The 16,133-nt window shown below is 64.2% G+C and carries 14 protein-coding genes; 4 read left to right on the forward strand and 10 right to left on the reverse strand.

Annotated elements, in window-relative coordinates; translation table 11 throughout:
• Positions 1-393: 393 nt before the first annotated feature.
• From JN531_RS06065 to JN531_RS06100, 8 genes are read right to left on the reverse strand one after another with little or no spacing between them, the layout of a single operon-like run.
• Entirely contained in the window at positions 394-1,530 is a 1,137-nt protein-coding gene (locus JN531_RS06065; protein WP_228347965.1) for a deoxyguanosinetriphosphate triphosphohydrolase, read from the reverse strand.
• Positions 1,527-2,615: a 3-dehydroquinate synthase gene (gene aroB / locus JN531_RS06070; RefSeq protein ID WP_228347966.1), complete on the reverse strand. Its 1,089-nt coding sequence runs from the start codon at positions 2,613-2,615 to the stop codon at positions 1,527-1,529. Before aroB ends, JN531_RS06065 begins: the two co-directional genes overlap by 4 nt.
• Positions 2,612-3,154 (reverse strand): shikimate kinase AroK, encoded by a 543-nt coding sequence (gene aroK / locus JN531_RS06075; RefSeq protein ID WP_228347967.1) that lies wholly within the window; start codon positions 3,152-3,154, stop codon positions 2,612-2,614. Before aroK ends, aroB begins: the two co-directional genes overlap by 4 nt.
• Before the next feature lie 11 nt (positions 3,155-3,165).
• On the reverse strand, positions 3,166-5,343 hold the full coding sequence (locus tag JN531_RS06080) for a type IV pilus secretin PilQ (RefSeq protein WP_228347968.1): 2,178 nt from the start codon (positions 5,341-5,343) through the stop codon (positions 3,166-3,168).
• Positions 5,344-5,371: 28 nt separating this feature from the next.
• Positions 5,372-5,902: a pilus assembly protein PilP gene (locus JN531_RS06085; RefSeq protein ID WP_228347969.1), complete on the reverse strand. Its 531-nt coding sequence runs from the start codon at positions 5,900-5,902 to the stop codon at positions 5,372-5,374.
• Positions 5,902-6,573, reverse strand: coding sequence for a type IV pilus inner membrane component PilO (locus tag JN531_RS06090; RefSeq protein ID WP_228347970.1), 672 nt, complete (start codon positions 6,571-6,573; stop codon positions 5,902-5,904). Before JN531_RS06090 ends, JN531_RS06085 begins: the two co-directional genes overlap by 1 nt.
• Positions 6,570-7,151, reverse strand: a complete 582-nt coding sequence (locus tag JN531_RS06095) for a PilN domain-containing protein (RefSeq protein ID WP_228347971.1) — start codon at positions 7,149-7,151, stop codon at positions 6,570-6,572. Before JN531_RS06095 ends, JN531_RS06090 begins: the two co-directional genes overlap by 4 nt.
• A gap of 3 nt (positions 7,152-7,154) precedes the next feature.
• The gene (locus JN531_RS06100) at positions 7,155-8,243 is read right to left on the reverse strand and encodes a pilus assembly protein PilM (protein WP_228347972.1); all 1,089 of its coding nucleotides are present in this window, start codon (positions 8,241-8,243) and stop codon (positions 7,155-7,157) included.
• A gap of 172 nt (positions 8,244-8,415) precedes the next feature.
• Between JN531_RS06100 and JN531_RS06105 the strand changes: the two genes are divergently transcribed.
• Positions 8,416-10,764, forward strand: a complete 2,349-nt coding sequence (locus tag JN531_RS06105) for a penicillin-binding protein 1A (protein ID WP_228347973.1) — start codon at positions 8,416-8,418, stop codon at positions 10,762-10,764.
• Between the two features lie 20 nt (positions 10,765-10,784).
• Positions 10,785-11,369: a hypothetical protein gene (locus JN531_RS06110; protein WP_228347974.1), complete on the forward strand. Its 585-nt coding sequence runs from the start codon at positions 10,785-10,787 to the stop codon at positions 11,367-11,369.
• A 47-nt stretch (positions 11,370-11,416) separates the two neighbouring features.
• Here JN531_RS06110 and JN531_RS06115 read toward each other — a convergent pair whose 3' ends face one another.
• Together JN531_RS06115 and JN531_RS06120 are read right to left on the reverse strand one after the other, a co-directional pair.
• Positions 11,417-12,712 (reverse strand): citrate synthase, encoded by a 1,296-nt coding sequence (locus tag JN531_RS06115; RefSeq protein ID WP_228347975.1) that lies wholly within the window; start codon positions 12,710-12,712, stop codon positions 11,417-11,419.
• Positions 12,713-13,020: 308 nt separating this feature from the next.
• Complete coding sequence (locus tag JN531_RS06120) at positions 13,021-13,263, reverse strand: type B 50S ribosomal protein L31 (protein WP_228347976.1); 243 nt, start codon at positions 13,261-13,263, stop codon at positions 13,021-13,023.
• Positions 13,264-13,428: 165 nt separating this feature from the next.
• Here JN531_RS06120 and dnaA point away from each other — a divergent pair, with 165 nt between their 5' ends.
• Positions 13,429-14,796, forward strand: a complete 1,368-nt coding sequence (dnaA, locus tag JN531_RS06125; RefSeq protein ID WP_228347977.1) for a chromosomal replication initiator protein DnaA — start codon at positions 13,429-13,431, stop codon at positions 14,794-14,796.
• A 234-nt stretch (positions 14,797-15,030) separates the two neighbouring features.
• Positions 15,031-16,131, forward strand: a complete 1,101-nt coding sequence (gene dnaN / locus JN531_RS06130; RefSeq protein WP_228347978.1) for a DNA polymerase III subunit beta — start codon at positions 15,031-15,033, stop codon at positions 16,129-16,131.
• Positions 16,132-16,133 lie beyond the last annotated feature (2 nt).

The raw sequence follows: 16,133 nt of genomic DNA on the forward strand, positions 1-16,133 counted from the left end.
GGCACGGCGTTCGTTGCTCGTTGGTCGTTGCTCGAATGGTGCGGGGTGAACGACCGGACATGGATGACCGGGCCGGAGTGGATTCGCGAAGTGACGCGTCGCCAGGATGGCCAGTGCCAAGGTTCATTCGCGGCACAACCCAACAGCGGCGTCGGTGCCGAGGGCTGTACTCCGTCGACACGCCTTCGTATTTCGGCTGCAGCGGTTTCGCCCTGCTGGGCGAGCCTCTTTTCTTTGCGTGCCCAAAGAAAAGAGGCGAAAAGAAAGGGCACCCGGAGAGGGCGCCGGCTTCGCCGGTCCCCGGCCGCTCTGCCGTGCTCGGGGCCGGTCCTCGCGCTTTTGCTTCTAACGAATCACCGGGCACCAGTCACATATCACGACGCCGCAGGCACCTCAGCGCAATCGACGGAGGTCAAAGATCCGTTCGTGCTCATCCAAGGCATAGCGGTCGGTCATCCCCGCAATGTAGTCCGCCACCACCCGCGCCCGGTCCGCGTCGTCGCCCGCCTGCTGGGCATGGGCATGAAACTGCGGTGGCAACAGCCGGATATCGCCCATGAAGGCATCGAACAGCGCGCGGATCACCCGCTGGGCCTTGTGCATCATCCGGTAGACCTGCGGATGACGGTACAGGTGATCCATCAGAAAACGCTTCAATATCCGGTTATCTTCGGCGATTTCCGCCGAAAAAGAGATTAACGGTTTGTTCTGCGCGCGAACCGCATCAGCCGAATCAATGCCCTCGAGCCGCGCCGCCGAGTGGGCGGTGAGATCGACCACCAGGGTGTTGACGATGCGGCGGATGGTTTCGTGGCGTTCCTGCCGCGGGGTCAGCGTCGGGTACCGCGCCAGCACCGCATCGTGATGCCGGCGGAACAGGGGCACATCGCGCAGCTGCGGCAAGGTCAGCAGGCCGGCGCGGACACCGTCATCCATGTCGTGGTTGTGATACGCGATCTCGTCGGCCAGGTTGGCCAGTTGCGCCTCACAGCCGGGTTGGGTGCGGGCGAGAAAGCGTTCGCCGACATCCCCGAGCGTGCGGGCCCGTGCGGCGGAGCAATGCTTGAGGATGCCCTCGCGGGTCTCGAAGGTGAGATTCAGGCCCTGAAATTCGGCGTACTTGTCTTCCAGCACGTCGACCACCCGCAGACTCTGGGCGTTGTGCTCGAAACCGCCAAAGTCCCGCATACAGGCGTTGAGCGCGTCCTGACCGGCGTGGCCGAACGGCGTGTGCCCGAGGTCATGGGCCAGTGAGATGGCCTCGCAGAGGTCTTCGTTGAGGCTCAGCGTGCGCGCCAGGGTCCGGGCGATCTGCGCCACTTCGAGTGAATGTGTGAGGCGGGTGCGAAACAGGTCGCCCTCGTGATTGACGAAGACCTGGGTCTTGTACTCCAGACGCCGGAAAGCGGAGGAGTGGATGATCCGATCCCGGTCTCGCTGGTATTCGGTGCGCGGGGTGGCGGGCGGCTCGGAATGTCGGCGGCCGCGACTGGCCTGCGGCCGCGCGGCATAGGCGGCCAGTTCCATCATGTGGTGAAGGCCGCCAGGGTCTCGTGTAGCCGCTCGGTGGCGAAATCAGCGGTCAGCGTGGCCATACCCATGGACCGCAGCAGCACCAACCGCAACTGTCCGCCCGCCACCTTTTTGTCATGACCCATGAGGTCGACGAAATCGGCCGGGGTCATGCCCGGCGGGGGCCGCACCGGCAGCCCGGCACGCGCAATCAGGGCGCGTGCCCGCTCGGCATCGACGGCGGGCAGCCAACCCTGTCGGGCTGACAGGTCGGCCGCCATCACCATACCGGTGGCAACCGCTTCGCCATGCAGCCATTCGGTGTAGCCGGTGTAGGTTTCGATGGCATGGCCAAAGGTGTGCCCGAGATTGAGCAGGGCGCGCACCCCGCCCCCAACCGCTTCCCGTTCGTCCTCAACCACGATTCGGGCCTTCATCGCACAACAGTGCTCGATGGTATGCGCGGTGGTCTCCGGGTCAAGCGCCAACAGCGCGTCGAGATGATGCTCCAGCCAGCTGAAGAAGGCGGCATCGCCGAGCAGGCCGTACTTGATCACCTCGGCCATGCCCGCCAACAACTCGCGCCGCGGCAGCGTCTTCAGGGTGTCGGTATCGGCCACCACAGCCTGCGGCTGGTGAAAGGCACCAATCATGTTCTTGCCGCGTGAATGATTCACTGCGGTCTTGCCACCGACCGAAGAGTCGACCTGCGCCAACAGCGTGGTGGGAATCTGCAGAAAGTCGATGCCCCGCTGGTAGACCGCCGCACAGAAGCCCGCGAGGTCTCCGACCACCCCACCACCGAGCGCGATCAGCACCCCGTCGCGGGGCACTCGGCGCGCCAGCATCAGGTCCAGCAGGCGCTCGGCATTGTCCCAGCTCTTCGCGGCTTCGCCCGGCGGCAGAACCAGCAGCGCATCATCGGCGACCGGCAACGCGGCCCGCAGCGGTGCGAGATACAGCCCGGCCACTGTCTCGTCGGTCAGCAGAAAGCGGGGACGGTCCTTGATCGCGCGGTAACTGTCGACGTCGCCCAATTGTCCGGGGCCGATCCGTATCGGGTAGCGGCGCTCCGCCAACTCCACCATCAATTCTCGTTTCATGTCGTTTCCGCGGCCACCAGTGACCGTTCGATTTCGCGAACCAGCGATCGGGCGTTGCGGCCATCGGTGGCCACCACGACGTGGGCGATCTCGCGATACAGCGGATCGCGTTGCTGGAACAGGCGCGACAGTATGGCGCGTGGCGGCTCGCCCGTGCGCAGCAGCGGCCGGTTGTCACTCCGTGAGGTGCGATGCAGTTGCTGCCCGACCGACGCATGCAGGTAGATGACGCAGCCGCGCTCGTGCAGCGCCCGGCGGTTGTCGGGGTCGAGCACGGCGCCGCCGCCGGTGGCCAGAACGATGCCGTCGAGTTGGGTCAACTCGTCGATGATCTGCGCTTCGCGCTGGCGGAATCCGGCCTCCCCTTCGCGCTCGAAGATATACGGGATATCGACGCCAGTGCGCTGCTGGATTTCATGATCGGAGTCGATGAACCGCAGCCCCCGCAGATCGGCCAGACGGCGACCGACCGTCGTCTTGCCCGCCCCCATGGGGCCGACCAGAAACAGGCGCGTGGGGGTGGGTACCGGCGGGTTCATTCGCCCGAAAATCAGTTTACCCGCAGCCCTTCCTGGATCATCTTCGGGGTCACGAAGATCAGCAATTCGCGCTTGGTATTGGAGCGGCTGTTGTTGCGGAACAGGTGCCCGAGAATGGGAATGTCGCCGAGCAACGGGACCTTTGAGGCGTCCGTGCTGCTGGACTGCTCGAAGATGCCACCAAGCACGATGGTATCCCCCGTACGCACCAGCACCTGCGTCGACAGACGCCGGGTGTCGATGCTGGGCTGCGAGCCGCCGTTGCCGGAGGGCACGATCTGGCCAACGGTGTCGTTGGTGACGTCGAGATCCATCAGGATGCGGTTGTCAGGGGTGATCTGTGGGGTCACGGTCAGGCTCAACACCGCCTTCTTGAAGGAGGTGGTGGACGCCTGATTGCCGCCCGCCGAGGTCTGGAAGGGGATTTCGGTACCCTGCTCGATGGTGGCCTGTTTGCCGTTGGCGGTGATCACTCGCGGCGTTGAAATCACTTCGCCCTTGCCCTCGGTCTGCAGGGCCGACAGCTCCAGGTCGATCAGGAAATCGGAGCCGAGAATGGCGAACGCGATTGACCCGGCGGTGCCACCCGAGGGTGCTGCCGGCAGGTTGACGTTGTAGCGGTTGAGCGATGACCCCGGCGGCGTCACCGGGAAACCGACCGGCGGCGTGAGGAAGTCGTTGACGATGGGATCGGTGCCGAGCGCATTGGTACCGCTGGTGGTGACCAGGCCGTTGCTGCCGCTCTCGGCAGCGGCGGTCACGCCGAAACGGGAACCGATATCGCGGCGGAAGTCGTCACGCGCAACCACGATGCGGGACTCGATCAAGACCTGCCGAACGGGGACGTCGAGGCGCTCGATCAGGGCGCGTACTTCCGATAGCTTCTCTCGAGTGTCGAGCACGATCAGGGTGTTGGTGCGGTCGTCGACGGTGACCCGTCCGCGCTCTGACAGCAGCGAGGTTTCACCCGCACGCAACAGGTTGGCGATATCGGAGGCCTTGGCATAGTTGACCTGGATCAGCTCCGACCGCAGCGGCGCCAGCTGTACTTTCTGGGCGGCAGCCTCCATCTCGGCCTTTTCACGGGCGGCGATCTCGTCCATCGGCGCCACCAGCATGACGTTGCCCTGCTGGCGCATGGCCAGACCCTTGGTGCGCATGATGATGTCGAGTGCCTGGTCCCACGGCACATTCTGCAGGCGCATCGCCACTTCACCCGAGACCGCGTCGCTGATCACCATGTTGGTGCCGGCAACGTCGGCGATGATCTGCAGCAAGGAGCGCAGATCAATGCTCTGGAACGACAACGAGATGCGCTCGCCGGTGTACTGCGGTTGCGCGGCACGGCGGGCTTCGAGCTGGCTTTCGGTCAGCGGCTGCAACTCGAGGGTAAACAGTTCGTCGGACTGATATGCCAGCTGCTCGAAGTCGGCGTTTTCGACCGGGGTGATCCGCACCTCGACATTGATCCCGACCTGCCGGGCATCGACATATTTGGCCGGGGTGGCGAAATCGATCACATCCAGGCGCCGGGCCAGTGCGTCGGGCAACTGCACACTCTTGAACCGGGCCACGATCTGACCGTTCTCTTCGGTCACCTCCACCGGGGTGGCGACATCGCCAAGCCGCACCTGGACCCGTGCCTCGCCCTTCTCGCCGCGGCGGAAATCAATGTCGTTGATCATCGACGCGGCCGGCGCGAGACGCGACGGCGTTGCGGCGGCGGCACTGCTGCTGCTGCCGGTGGCAGATGCCATCGATGGCGCGCCTTCTGGCGACAGCTTGATGAAAATGCGGTTGCCCTCGGTGCGAATGCTGTGCGGCACCAGCTCGGTCATCTCGACGACCACCCGTGTGCGTCCCTGGGCTTCGGCTGCTGCTACCGTCTGCACGCGTCCCTGGTTGATGCGGCGAAAGCGCTCGGCGAGCGCCAGACGGGTGTTGGGCAGGTCGACCGACAGTCGCGCCGGCTTCTCGATGGTAAAGCTGCTCGGCTCCGGGGCCGGACCGGACAGGCTGAGGGTGATCAGCACCTGTTCACGCGCCAGCGGCACCGCGTCCATCGACACCAGTGCGGGACGGCTGGTGTCTGCAGCCGGCACGCCCTGCGCCCCGGCCACCACCAGCCATGCAAGACCGAACACGCCCAGCAGGGCGACGGTCAGTTTCCGGGGAAAGTTCCAATTCATGTCTGCCACTCCAGGGTTCGGCCTCGGTTCACTCGGACAGCGCCAGCACGGCCGGGCGTTTCACCCAGCCGCCGAAGCCATCGGGCACGATCTCGCTGAGCTGGACCTGATTTTCGTCAATTGCGACGATCTCGCCGTAGTTCTGGCCCATGTGGTTGCCTCGCGTGACGCGGTGAATGATGCCGTCGGGCGCGCGGATCAGTGCGGAAACGCGGCCCTCGTAAAGAATGGTGCCCAGCATCCGCATGCCGTCCAGCGGAAACTCCTCCAGCGGCTCCTTGTTGCGGTTGATGTTGGGCTTCAGGCCGGCGTCGGCGAGAAAGCCGTCGTCGCCCTGTTCCGGCTCGACTGGCAGGAACGGGTCCGGCCGGTCGCCGGCGACATAGGTGAAGCTCTCGAACTGCTTGACCTGCGGGATCGGTTCGATCTGGCGGCTCTTGCGACTCTTCACCTCGGCGACGTAAGCCTCGAGGTCGTCCATGCTGCGGCTGCAGCCCCCGAGCCCAAGGCTGGCGACGAGCAGCGCGCCGATCAATGGCAGTGACAGGTGACGGCTCATCAGCGACGCCCCCGCTTGGCCGGCCGTTTGGCCGCTTCCTGCTCGGCAATTTCCTCGTCGTCGAGATACCGATAGGTCTTGGCGATCGCCTGCATCCGCAGGTTGCCGGAGGTAATGCTGGCGCCGCGACGTCCGGCGTCGGCCGGCTTGATGTCGACGTTTTCAATGGTGACGATGCGGGGCAGCGCGGCGATGCCGCTGACGAACTCGCCCATCTCATGGTACGAGCCGATCACCACGATCTGATTCGGCAGCTCCGCATAGAAGTCCTTCGGCACTTCGCCAGCCGGCCGGAACAGCTCCTCCTCCAGACTGGAGGCGACGCGTGTCTGCGAAATGTCGTTCAGCAGGTTGGCCACCTCTGTCTTGCTGGGCAGCTGCCGCAGCATGGAGCCAAAGGAGCGCTCCATTTCGGCCAACTGGTCCTTGTAAGCGTCGAGGTTGGCGACCTTGCGCTGCTTGGTTTCAAATTCGGTGCGCAGCTTTGCCTCGGTAGCCTGCTCGACCTTCAACTGTTCGAGCTGCGGCTTCACCAGGAAAAACCAACTGGCGGTGATGATGGCGGCGGCGAGAATGACGATGGCACCGATCCGCGCATACAGCGGCCAGGCGCCGGGATTCTGCGGGTCGAGGGACTGCAGTTCCTCGAAGATGTCTTGCGCGCTCTTCATTCCGCGCCCTCCTCGTCGGCCGTGTTCGCCGCCTTGGTCAGGCTCTTCACCTGCAGGGTGAACTGGCTCGCCCGGCTGCTGCGCCCTCCTTCACCGGTCTTGATCACCACCAATCGCGGATCGGCGAACCACGGCGACGCATCGAGATTCTTCATGTAGGCGGATACCCGCCCGTTGGATTCTGCGACCCCGTCGATGGTCACCTGCGTGCCCTGCTGGCGCAGCCCGGTCAGGGTGATGCCCTCGGGCAGGGTATTCACCACCTCGTCGAAGAAATGGACGGTCGCAGAGCGACTGGATTGCAGTGACTCGATCACCCGCATCCGGGCCAGCAGGTTTTCCTTGGTGCGCTCGAGATCCTGGATCTCCTTGATCTTCTGATCGATCTCGGTGATCTGCTGTTTGAGGTAGTTGTTGCGCGCTTTCTGGTGGTCGACCGCACCACTGGAGATGAAGTAGCCGGCCGCGCCGACTGCAGCCGCGGCAAATGCACCGAGAGCCAACAGGGTGAGGAACTGCTGCTTGCGCTGGGCGCGCCGTTCAGCGCGCCAGTCGAGCAGGTTGATCCGTGTTGCCACGCCTCAGCCCTCCTCGTCGTCGAAGGCCCGCAACGCCAGGCCACAGGCGAGCAGCAGGGAAGATTCGTCGCGGCCCAGCAGGTTGGGCTTGGCACGCGAGGTCACCGACAGCGTGTTGAACGGCTTGGCCACCACGGTCGGAATGCGCAACCGCCCTTCGATAAAGCGGTCAACCTCGGGGATCTGGGCGCAGCCTCCGGCCAGGATCAGCTGGTCGACGCTGGTGTACTGCGACGCGGCCGAAAAGAAAAACTGCAGACCACGGTCAATCTGCTGCGTCATGTCGGCCAGAAACGGTTCGAGCACGTCGGCAGCGTAGTTGTCGGGCAGGCTGCTGGTGCGCTTGGCACGCCCGGCCTCCTCGTAGGACATGCCGAAGGTCCGCATGATGTCTTCGGTCAACTGCTTGCCACCGAAGGCGGTGTCGCGGGCATAGACCGTCTTGAGGTCATGCAACATGAGCATGGAGGTGCTGCTGGCGCCCATGTCGATCACCGCGATGGTCTGTTCACGGCCGCCATTGGGCATCTGGTGGGTCAGCAGGCGGCAGGCGCTTTCCAGCGCGTAACTCTCGATGTCGACCACCCGCGGCCGCAAGCCGCCCATCTGCACGGCGGAACAGCGGCTTTCCACCTGCTCTTTGCGGCAGGCGGCCAGCAATACGTCGACCAGCTCACCGCCACTGGCGCTCGGGGCCACCACCTGGAAATCGATGGCCACTTCTTCAATCGGGTAGGGGATGTACTGGTCGGCTTCTGCACGGATCTGCTGTTCCATGTCGTCATCCTTCAGGAAGGACGACATCTGCACGACCTTGGTGATCACCGCCGGACCGGCCACCGCGACCGCGGCGGCGCGGGTTCGGGTCCCAGCCTTGGCGACAGCACGCTGGATGGCTTCGCCGACAATCTGTGGCTCGGCCACTTGTTTGTCGATGACAGCATTGGGCGGCAGCGCTTCGACCGCATAGGCCAGCACTTCGAAACCTGACCCCTTGCGGCCGAGTTCGAGCAGCTTTACCGAGCTGGAACTGATGTCCAACCCGACCAGTGCTTCGCTTCCCCCGCCGAACAGCTTCTGCTTGATGGACATAACGCCCCTCGCGCACCCTTTCGCTGAGACCGTGCGCGCCCCAAGTGGCGTTTGACACGGCGACCCGTAATATAGCCGAACGGCTTTCCAATGCAACTCGAAGTTTGTTTCGCAAATACCTGATGCCACAACATAAGATTCGATTTCTCCCCCGCTGTCCGGTGCGCGCGTCGTGAGCGGTGGCTTTCGGCTGACCCGCGGCTGGGGGCTGTTGGTGTCGCTGTTGGCGGGGCTGACGCTGATCGTGCTGGCCACCGCCGGCGTCGTCGTACAGCAGGTCCGGGCGGGCTTGCCGCCTGTCGACAGCCTTCGCGAGCTGCAGCTTTCGGAGCCGCTGCGGGTCTATGCCCGCGATGGTCAGCTGATCGGTGAATTCGGCTCGGAGCGCCGAGCCCTGCTGCGCTTCGATCAATTGCCGCGGCAGCTGATCGGAGCCTTCGTGGCCGCCGAGGACCAGCGCTTTTTTGCGCATGGCGGAATCGATCTGATGGGCCTGGCGCGAGCCGCCGTCAACCTGATCATGACGGGCGAAAAGGCGCAGGGTGGCAGCACCATCACCATGCAACTTGCGCGAAACGTGTTTCTCAGCAGCGAGAAAACCTATACCCGCAAGTTCCGCGAAATTCTCCTCGCCCAGGCGATCGAGGCCGAGCTCGACAAGTCCGAGATCCTCGAGCTCTATCTGAACAAAATCTACCTTGGCGAGCGCGCCTATGGCGTCGGTGCGGCCGCAAGGGTCTACTTCAATGCCGACGTGGAGGCCCTGAGCCTGTCTCAGGCGGCAACGCTGGCCGGTCTGCCCAAGGCGCCCTCCCGCGACAACCCCATCGCCAATCCGGAACGGGCCCGCGACCGCCGCGATTACGTTCTCGGACGGATGCATGACGCCGGCTTCATCGACGCGGCCACGCTGGCCGCGGCGCGCGCCGAACCGATGGTGGTCAGCCCGTATCGGCCGACGCTCGATGTCGACGCCCACTACGCCGTCGAGATGGTGCGGGCGCTGGTGGTGGAACGCTTCGGCGAGGCGGCCTATACCGATGGGCTGCGCGTCATCACCACGCTGGACGGTCGCGAACAGGCGGCGGCCGTGATGGCAGTGCGTGACGGCTTGATGGCATACGAGGAACGCCATGGTTGGCGGGGGCCCGAGCAGCGGCTCGATACCGGTGACCCGGCGCAATGGGACGCTGCGCTGACGGCAGGGCCACGCTGGGCAGAATTGGTCCCGGCGGTGGTGACTGCCATTGGTCCCGAGGAAGCGACCCTGCATACCCTGGAGGGCGAGCAACGCCTTCCGGCCGCTGGCTGGGCCTGGGCGAAGCTGGACGCCAAGCGCGCACTGCAGCGCGGCGATCTGATTCGCATCCGCCGCAGCGGCGACCGTTGGCGGCTGGCGCAGGTGCCGGAGGCACAGGCGGCCTTCGTGGCGCTGGATCCCGCCAACGGCGAGGTCCGCGCCCTGGTGGGCGGTTACGATTTCTTTGCCGCCAAGTTCAACCGGGTGGTTCAGGCGCGCCGGCAGGCCGGGTCCAGCTTCAAGCCGTTTCTCTACGCCGCTGCCCTGCAAGCCGGCTTTACCCCCGCCTCGGTGGTGCTGGATGCGCCGGTGGTGTTCGATGATCCGGCGCTGGAATCGACCTGGCGCCCGCAGAACTACAGTGGCAAGTTCTACGGCCCCACCCGACTACGCGAGGCCCTGGTGCACTCGCGCAACCTGGTGTCGATCCGCCTGTTGCAGGCGGTCGGCTTCGACCAGGCCCGGCAGACCGCAGCGGCCTTCGGCTTGCCGATCGAAAGGCTGCCACGTGACCTGACGATGGCACTCGGCAGCGCGGTATTTACCCCGATGGAGATGGCTCAGGCCTTCGGATCGCTCGCCAATGGTGGCTATGAAGTGGTCCCGCGGCTGATTCTTCGGGTCGAGACCCTGTCCGGCGAAGTGCTGTGGTCGCCCCCGCGGGTTGAGGTCTGCACCGCCTGTGACGACCCCGAGGCCCGCGCTGCGCTGCCGCCGGACCTGCGCGCCGCGGCGCAGCGGGTACCGGCGCCGGTCGCCTGGCTGGTAGCCGACATGCTGCGCGACGTGACCCGCCGCGGCACCGGGGCCAAGGTTCGCGAGCTTGGCCGCGACGACCTGGGCGGCAAGACCGGCACCACCAACGACGAAACCGATGCCTGGTTCGCCGGCTTCAACACCGCCCGCGTCGGCGTGGCCTGGGTCGGCTTCGACCAACCGCGACCGCTGGGTCGGGGTGAAGTGGGTGGGCGGGCAGCACTGCCGATCTGGATGGACTACATGCGGGTCGCGCTGAAGGATGTTCCTGAACGGATCCCGCCACCGCCCGCGGATGTGGTGAGCGTTCGCATTGATCCCGAAACCGGCCTGCTGGCGCGTCCCGGTGATCCCGATGCACGCTTCGAGTACGTCCAGCGCGACCACCTGCCCGATGCCAGCCCGACGCAGGCCCCCGCCTCGGCGCCCGGCGGTCCGGGAGACGGTGTCGGCGACCTGTTCTGACCCCCGGAGGCGATGGCGGCATGGATACCGAGCTGGTCGATACCGCCGCCCGCATCTATTGCGAGCACCAGCTGACCGATTACCGGTTGGCCAAGCTGCGGGCCTTCGAGGCGCTGGGCTGCCGGCCGGGCACGCCGCTACCTGACAATGCCGCGATTCAGGCCGCCATCATTGACTACCAGCGGCTGTTCGGCGGCGAACCCTACCGCCAACACCTGCAAGCGATGCGGCGCACTGCCGTCGAGGCGATGAAGCTGCTCACCGATTTCAGCCCGCGCCTGGTCGGCGGCGCAGTCAGTGGCGCGGTCACGCCACAGCATCGCGTGCAGCTACACGCCTTCGCCGACCCGCAAGAGCTGGTTGACCTGTTCCTGTTCGACCGCGGCATTCCCTTCGTCGACGGTGGCCGTCGCTACCGCGACCGCAATGGCCGGGTACTCGACATTCCCCTGGTGCAGCTCGAAGCCGATCAGGTCGGCGTCGATATCGCGGTGTTTCCCCTCGATGGCCTGCGCCAGGCGCCGATCTCGCCACTCGACAACCGGCCGTTCCGACGGTTGACGCGGGAACAGGTCGAGGCGCTGTTGTCAGGGCCCCCGGCATGACAAAGGCCCGCCAGAAGGCGGGCCTTTGGGTCACCGCTGGCGCTTCCTCAGCGCTGGGCGATCGGTGACACGTCCCGCAGCGGCGCGCCGGTGTAGACCTGCCGCGGACGGGCGATACGCATCGTCGGGTCGGAGATCATCTCGATCCAGTGGGCCACCCAGCCAACCGTGCGGGCAATGGCGAACATCGGCGTGAACATGTTCACCGGAATGCCCAGCGCCTTGTAGATGATGCCCGAGTAGAAATCGACGTTCGGGTAGAGCTTGCGCTCGCGGAAGTAGTCGTCCGACAGGGCGATCTCCTCGAGCTTCATCGCCAGTTCCAGTTGCGGATCGTTTTCCTTTCCGAGGTGCTTGAGCACCTTGTGGCAATGCTCGCGGATGATGGTCGCGCGCGGGTCGAAATTCTTGTAAACGCGGTGGCCGAAGCCCATCAGTCTCACGCCGCTGTTCTTGTCCTTCACCTTGTCCATGAAGCCCTGGACCTGGCTGACATCGCCGATCTCACCCAGCATCTTCAGCACCGCTTCGTTGGCGCCGCCGTGCGCCGGGCCCCACAGCGCGGCGATGCCGGAAGCGATGGCGGCGTAGGGGTTGCAGCCGGTGGACCCGGCCATGCGGACGGTGGAAGTGGAGGCATTCTGTTCATGGTCGGCGTGCAGGATGAACAGCACGTCGAGCGCCTTGGCTGCCACCGGATCAACGTGATACGGCTCGGCCGGCACCGCAAACATCATATGCAGCAGGTTGGAACAGTAGTCCAGGTGATTCTGCGGGTACATGAACGGCTGCCCGACGTACCGCTTGTAGGCCGCAGCGGCGATGGTCGGAATCTTGGCGATCATGCGGTGCGCGAAGATCTCGCGGTGCCGCGGGTCCTTGTTGTTGGTGGTGTCGTGGTAGAAGGCTGAGAGCGAACCCACCACCCCGGTCAACATCGCCATCGGGTGCGCGTCGTAGCGGAACCCACCGAAGAACCCCTTGAGGGATTCGTTGATCATGGTGTGGCGACGGATGTTCTGGTCGAAATCCTCCAGCTGGGCAGCATTGGGGAGCTCGCCGTGGAGAATCAGGTAGGCCACTTCGACAAACGAGCAGTGCTGCGCGAGCTGGTCGACCGGGTGACCGCGGTACAGCAGCACGCCTTCATCCCCGTCGATGTAGGTGATCGAGGATTGCGTCGAACAGGTCGAGCTGAACCCGGGATCGTAGGTGAACACACCCGACTTGCCATACACCTTGCCGACATCGAGGCCGACCGGGCCGAGGGTGCCCGAGACGGCCGGGAGCTCGATCTTTTCCCCGGTAGCGTCGTTGACCAGGCTGTAGTTGGGCGTACTCATCTCAGGTAATCCTCTTGTCATTCGTAAAAGGCGCGGGATGTCGGGACACCCGACGCGGCGCACGCGGAATTTCGCCGACGGCCGCAGCCATCGTGATGCTGATTCAGGGGTCCAGCGTGCGCGGAAGGCCGCTTTTCCGCCCGCAAGGATAGCGAGTTTTACCCACCCGCTGCCAGCACCCCCGGGCCCGATCCATCATTCTTTGCCGGTTTTCGGGTGTTACCGACCTGCAAGGGCCATGCCCGATCGCCGCGGCCGCCCATAAAAAAACCGAGCCTGAGGCTCGGTTCTTGATGTCCGCAGGGCGATCAGCCGCCGTAACGCTTGCGGAACTTGTCGATACGACCACCGGTATCCGACACCGTGCGCTTGCCGGTATAGAACGGGTGCGACTTCGACGAGGTATCGAGCGTCACCAGCGGATACTCCTTGCCGTCTTCCCAGGTGATGCGTTCCTTGCTCTTCAGGGTCGAGCGCACGCGGAAGGTGAAGTCCGCGGAAGCGTCCTTGAACACCACGTAATCATACTGGGGGTGAATACCGTCTTTCATGGGAATCGTCGCTGGTCGACACAACAGGGGCGCGGAGATTACAGCAGCCCACGGATCGCTGCAAGCCGTCAGTCCGGCCTGTGGATAAGCCAACACGGCGGGCGTACACTTCGGCGCCGGGTTTCTGCCCGGGTGCTCGTTTACACCACACCCGACCCGATCCCCATGTCCAACGAGGAACTCTGGCGCCGCTGTATCGCCTGGCTAGAAGCCGAACTCCCGGATCGCGACCTCAGCACCTGGATCCGGCCGCTGCAGCCGGTGGTCACCAGCGACCGTCTGCTGCTGCTGGCGCCCAACCGTATCGTTCTGGATCGGGTCCGGACCGAATACCTGTCGTCCATCAATCGCGCGCTGCGGGCCTCCAGCCCTGATAGCCCGTTGACGGTCGAGCTGGCCGTCGGCGCAGCCGGCCGACCCGAATCGGCGCCGACGCCGACACCCGTCAGCGATGAGGCCAACGCGAACAGCCCGATGATCGCGCCCGCTGAAGATGACACCCCGGCCGGCTATGTCGCCCGACTGGATGCGCGCTACACCTTCGCGTCCTTTATTGAAGGCAAGTCCAATTCGCAGGCTCGAGCGGCCGCCCAGCACGTCGTGGAAACCCCGGGGACCGCCTACAACCCACTTCTCATCTATGGTGAATCCGGTCTCGGCAAGACGCACCTGATGCACGCCGTCGGCAACACCATCCTGACGGCCAACCCACAAGCGAGGATCGCCTACCTGGGCGCCGAGCAATGGCTCAACCAGATGGTGGCCGCGATTCGCCACGGCAAGCAGGACGCTTTCAAGCTCTACTACCGTTCGGTGGACGCCCTGTTGATCGACGACATCCACTTCTTTGCCCACAAGGAGCGGACCCAGGAGGAGTTCTTTCACACCTTCAACGCGCTGATCGACGGTCGTCGTCAGATCGTGCTGACCTGTGATCGCTACCCCAAAGATGTCGACGGCATCGACGATCGGCTGAAATCCCGCTTCACCTGGGGCCTGGCCGTGGCAGTGGAACCACCGGACCTCGAGACCCGCGTCGCCATTCTGCTGTCAAAGTCGGAACAGGTCCGCATGCGCCTGCCGGAGGACGTCGCGTTTTTCGTCGCGCAACGGATCCGTTCCAACGTGCGCGAGCTGGAGGGCGCATTGCATCGGCTTTCGGCGAGTGCGCGGCTGCGCGGCGAACCGCTGACCGTCGACTTCGCCCGCGCCACCTTGCGCGACATGCTGGCCGCTTACGAACGCTTGGTGACGATGGACAACATCAAACGTACGGTCGCCGGCTACTACAACATTCGGGTCACCGATCTGTCGTCGCCGCGCCGGACGCGGTCGCTGGCCAGGCCGCGGCAGATCGCCATGGCATTGTCGAAAGAGCTGACACAGCATAGTCTCCCCGAGATCGGTGAAGCCTTCGGCAAGGATCACACGACGGTGTTGCATGCCTGCCGCAAAGTGGCTGAACTCCGAAACGAGGATGCGAAAATTCGCGAGGACTACGAAATTCTGCATCGGCAGTTGGGATTTGCATAAGGTGTGGATGGCAGCAGGGACAAGTACGTGAACAATTCGGTGATCAACCTGTGGATAAAGTTGTTCCACGGGTTGTCCACAGGTCGTCGGCGGTCTTACCCGCAGGCTGAGGTCTATTGAAAGTTAAAGTAAGTTCTTGAATTAAATAAATAAATTTAAGTTACCCACAGAAGTGACGCTTGCCTACTACTAACAAGTAGAAGCTTCTTACAACATCATTATTCAGTGATCGCCATGAAACTAAATGTCGGGAGAAACGAACTGCTCGGGGCCCTGTCGGCCGTCATCGGCGTGGTCGAAAGACGACAAACCTTGCCGATCCTGTCCAACTTCCTGCTTGAATTGCAGGAGGATCAGCTCGTCGTGTCGGGCACCGATCTCGAAATCGAACTGCAGGCCCGGGCCCAGGTGGAGAATCTGACCCCCGGTCGAGCAACGGTGCCCGCTCGCAAGCTGTACGACATCTGCCGCGGCTTACCGGAAGGAGCCGATCTGACCCTGGAGGTCAGCGGTGACAAAGCCACGCTGCGGTCGGGCCGCAGTCGCTATTCGCTGGCATGCCTGAAGCCGGATGAATTTCCGGCCATGGGGTCATTGACCGACGACATCGCCCTGACCGTGCCGCAACACGGCCTCAAGATTCTGATCGAGCGCACCCAGTTCGCGATGGCGCAGCAGGACGTTCGGTATTACCTGAACGGAACCCTGTTCGAAGTCAGCGCTGAACGTCTGCGTGCGGTCGCCACCGATGGCCACCGCCTGGCGCTGAGTGATCTCGCGGCAGACACCGGCGTGGCCGAAACCCAGCAGATCATCGTGCCGCGCAAGGCGGTTCTTGAGTTGCAGCGGTTGCTCGACAATACCGAAGAGCCGGTGACACTGAAGATCGGCGGTGGTCAGCTACAGGTGGATCTCGACGTCATCCGGCTCACCACCAAACTGATCGATGGCCGCTTCCCGGATTACGAACGTGTGGTGCCGGACAACGGTGACAAGCGTCTGGAAGCGCCGCGCGAAACGGTACGGCGAGCGCTGGCCCGAACCGCCATTCTCTCCAACGAGAAATTCCGCGGCGTCCGGCTTACGCTGTCGACCAACAAACTGGTTCTGCAAACGCACAACCCGGAGCATGAAGAAGCCGAAGAAGAGCTGGAGGTGCAGTACGACGGCACGCCGCTCGAGATTGGCTTCAACGTCAATTACTTGTTGGATGCCCTGGGCGCCTTGGTCAGTGATGCCTTCGTGATGGATCTCCGAAATCCGGACGCCAGCGGCCTGATCCAGGCCCCGGAAGATGGCAGCAGCCGCTATGTCGTGATGCCCATGCGGCTGTGAGC

The sequence above is a fragment of the Flagellatimonas centrodinii genome, assembly GCF_016918765.2.
In the GTDB taxonomy this organism is placed as follows: Bacteria; Pseudomonadota; Gammaproteobacteria; order Nevskiales; family Nevskiaceae; genus Polycyclovorans; species Polycyclovorans centrodinii.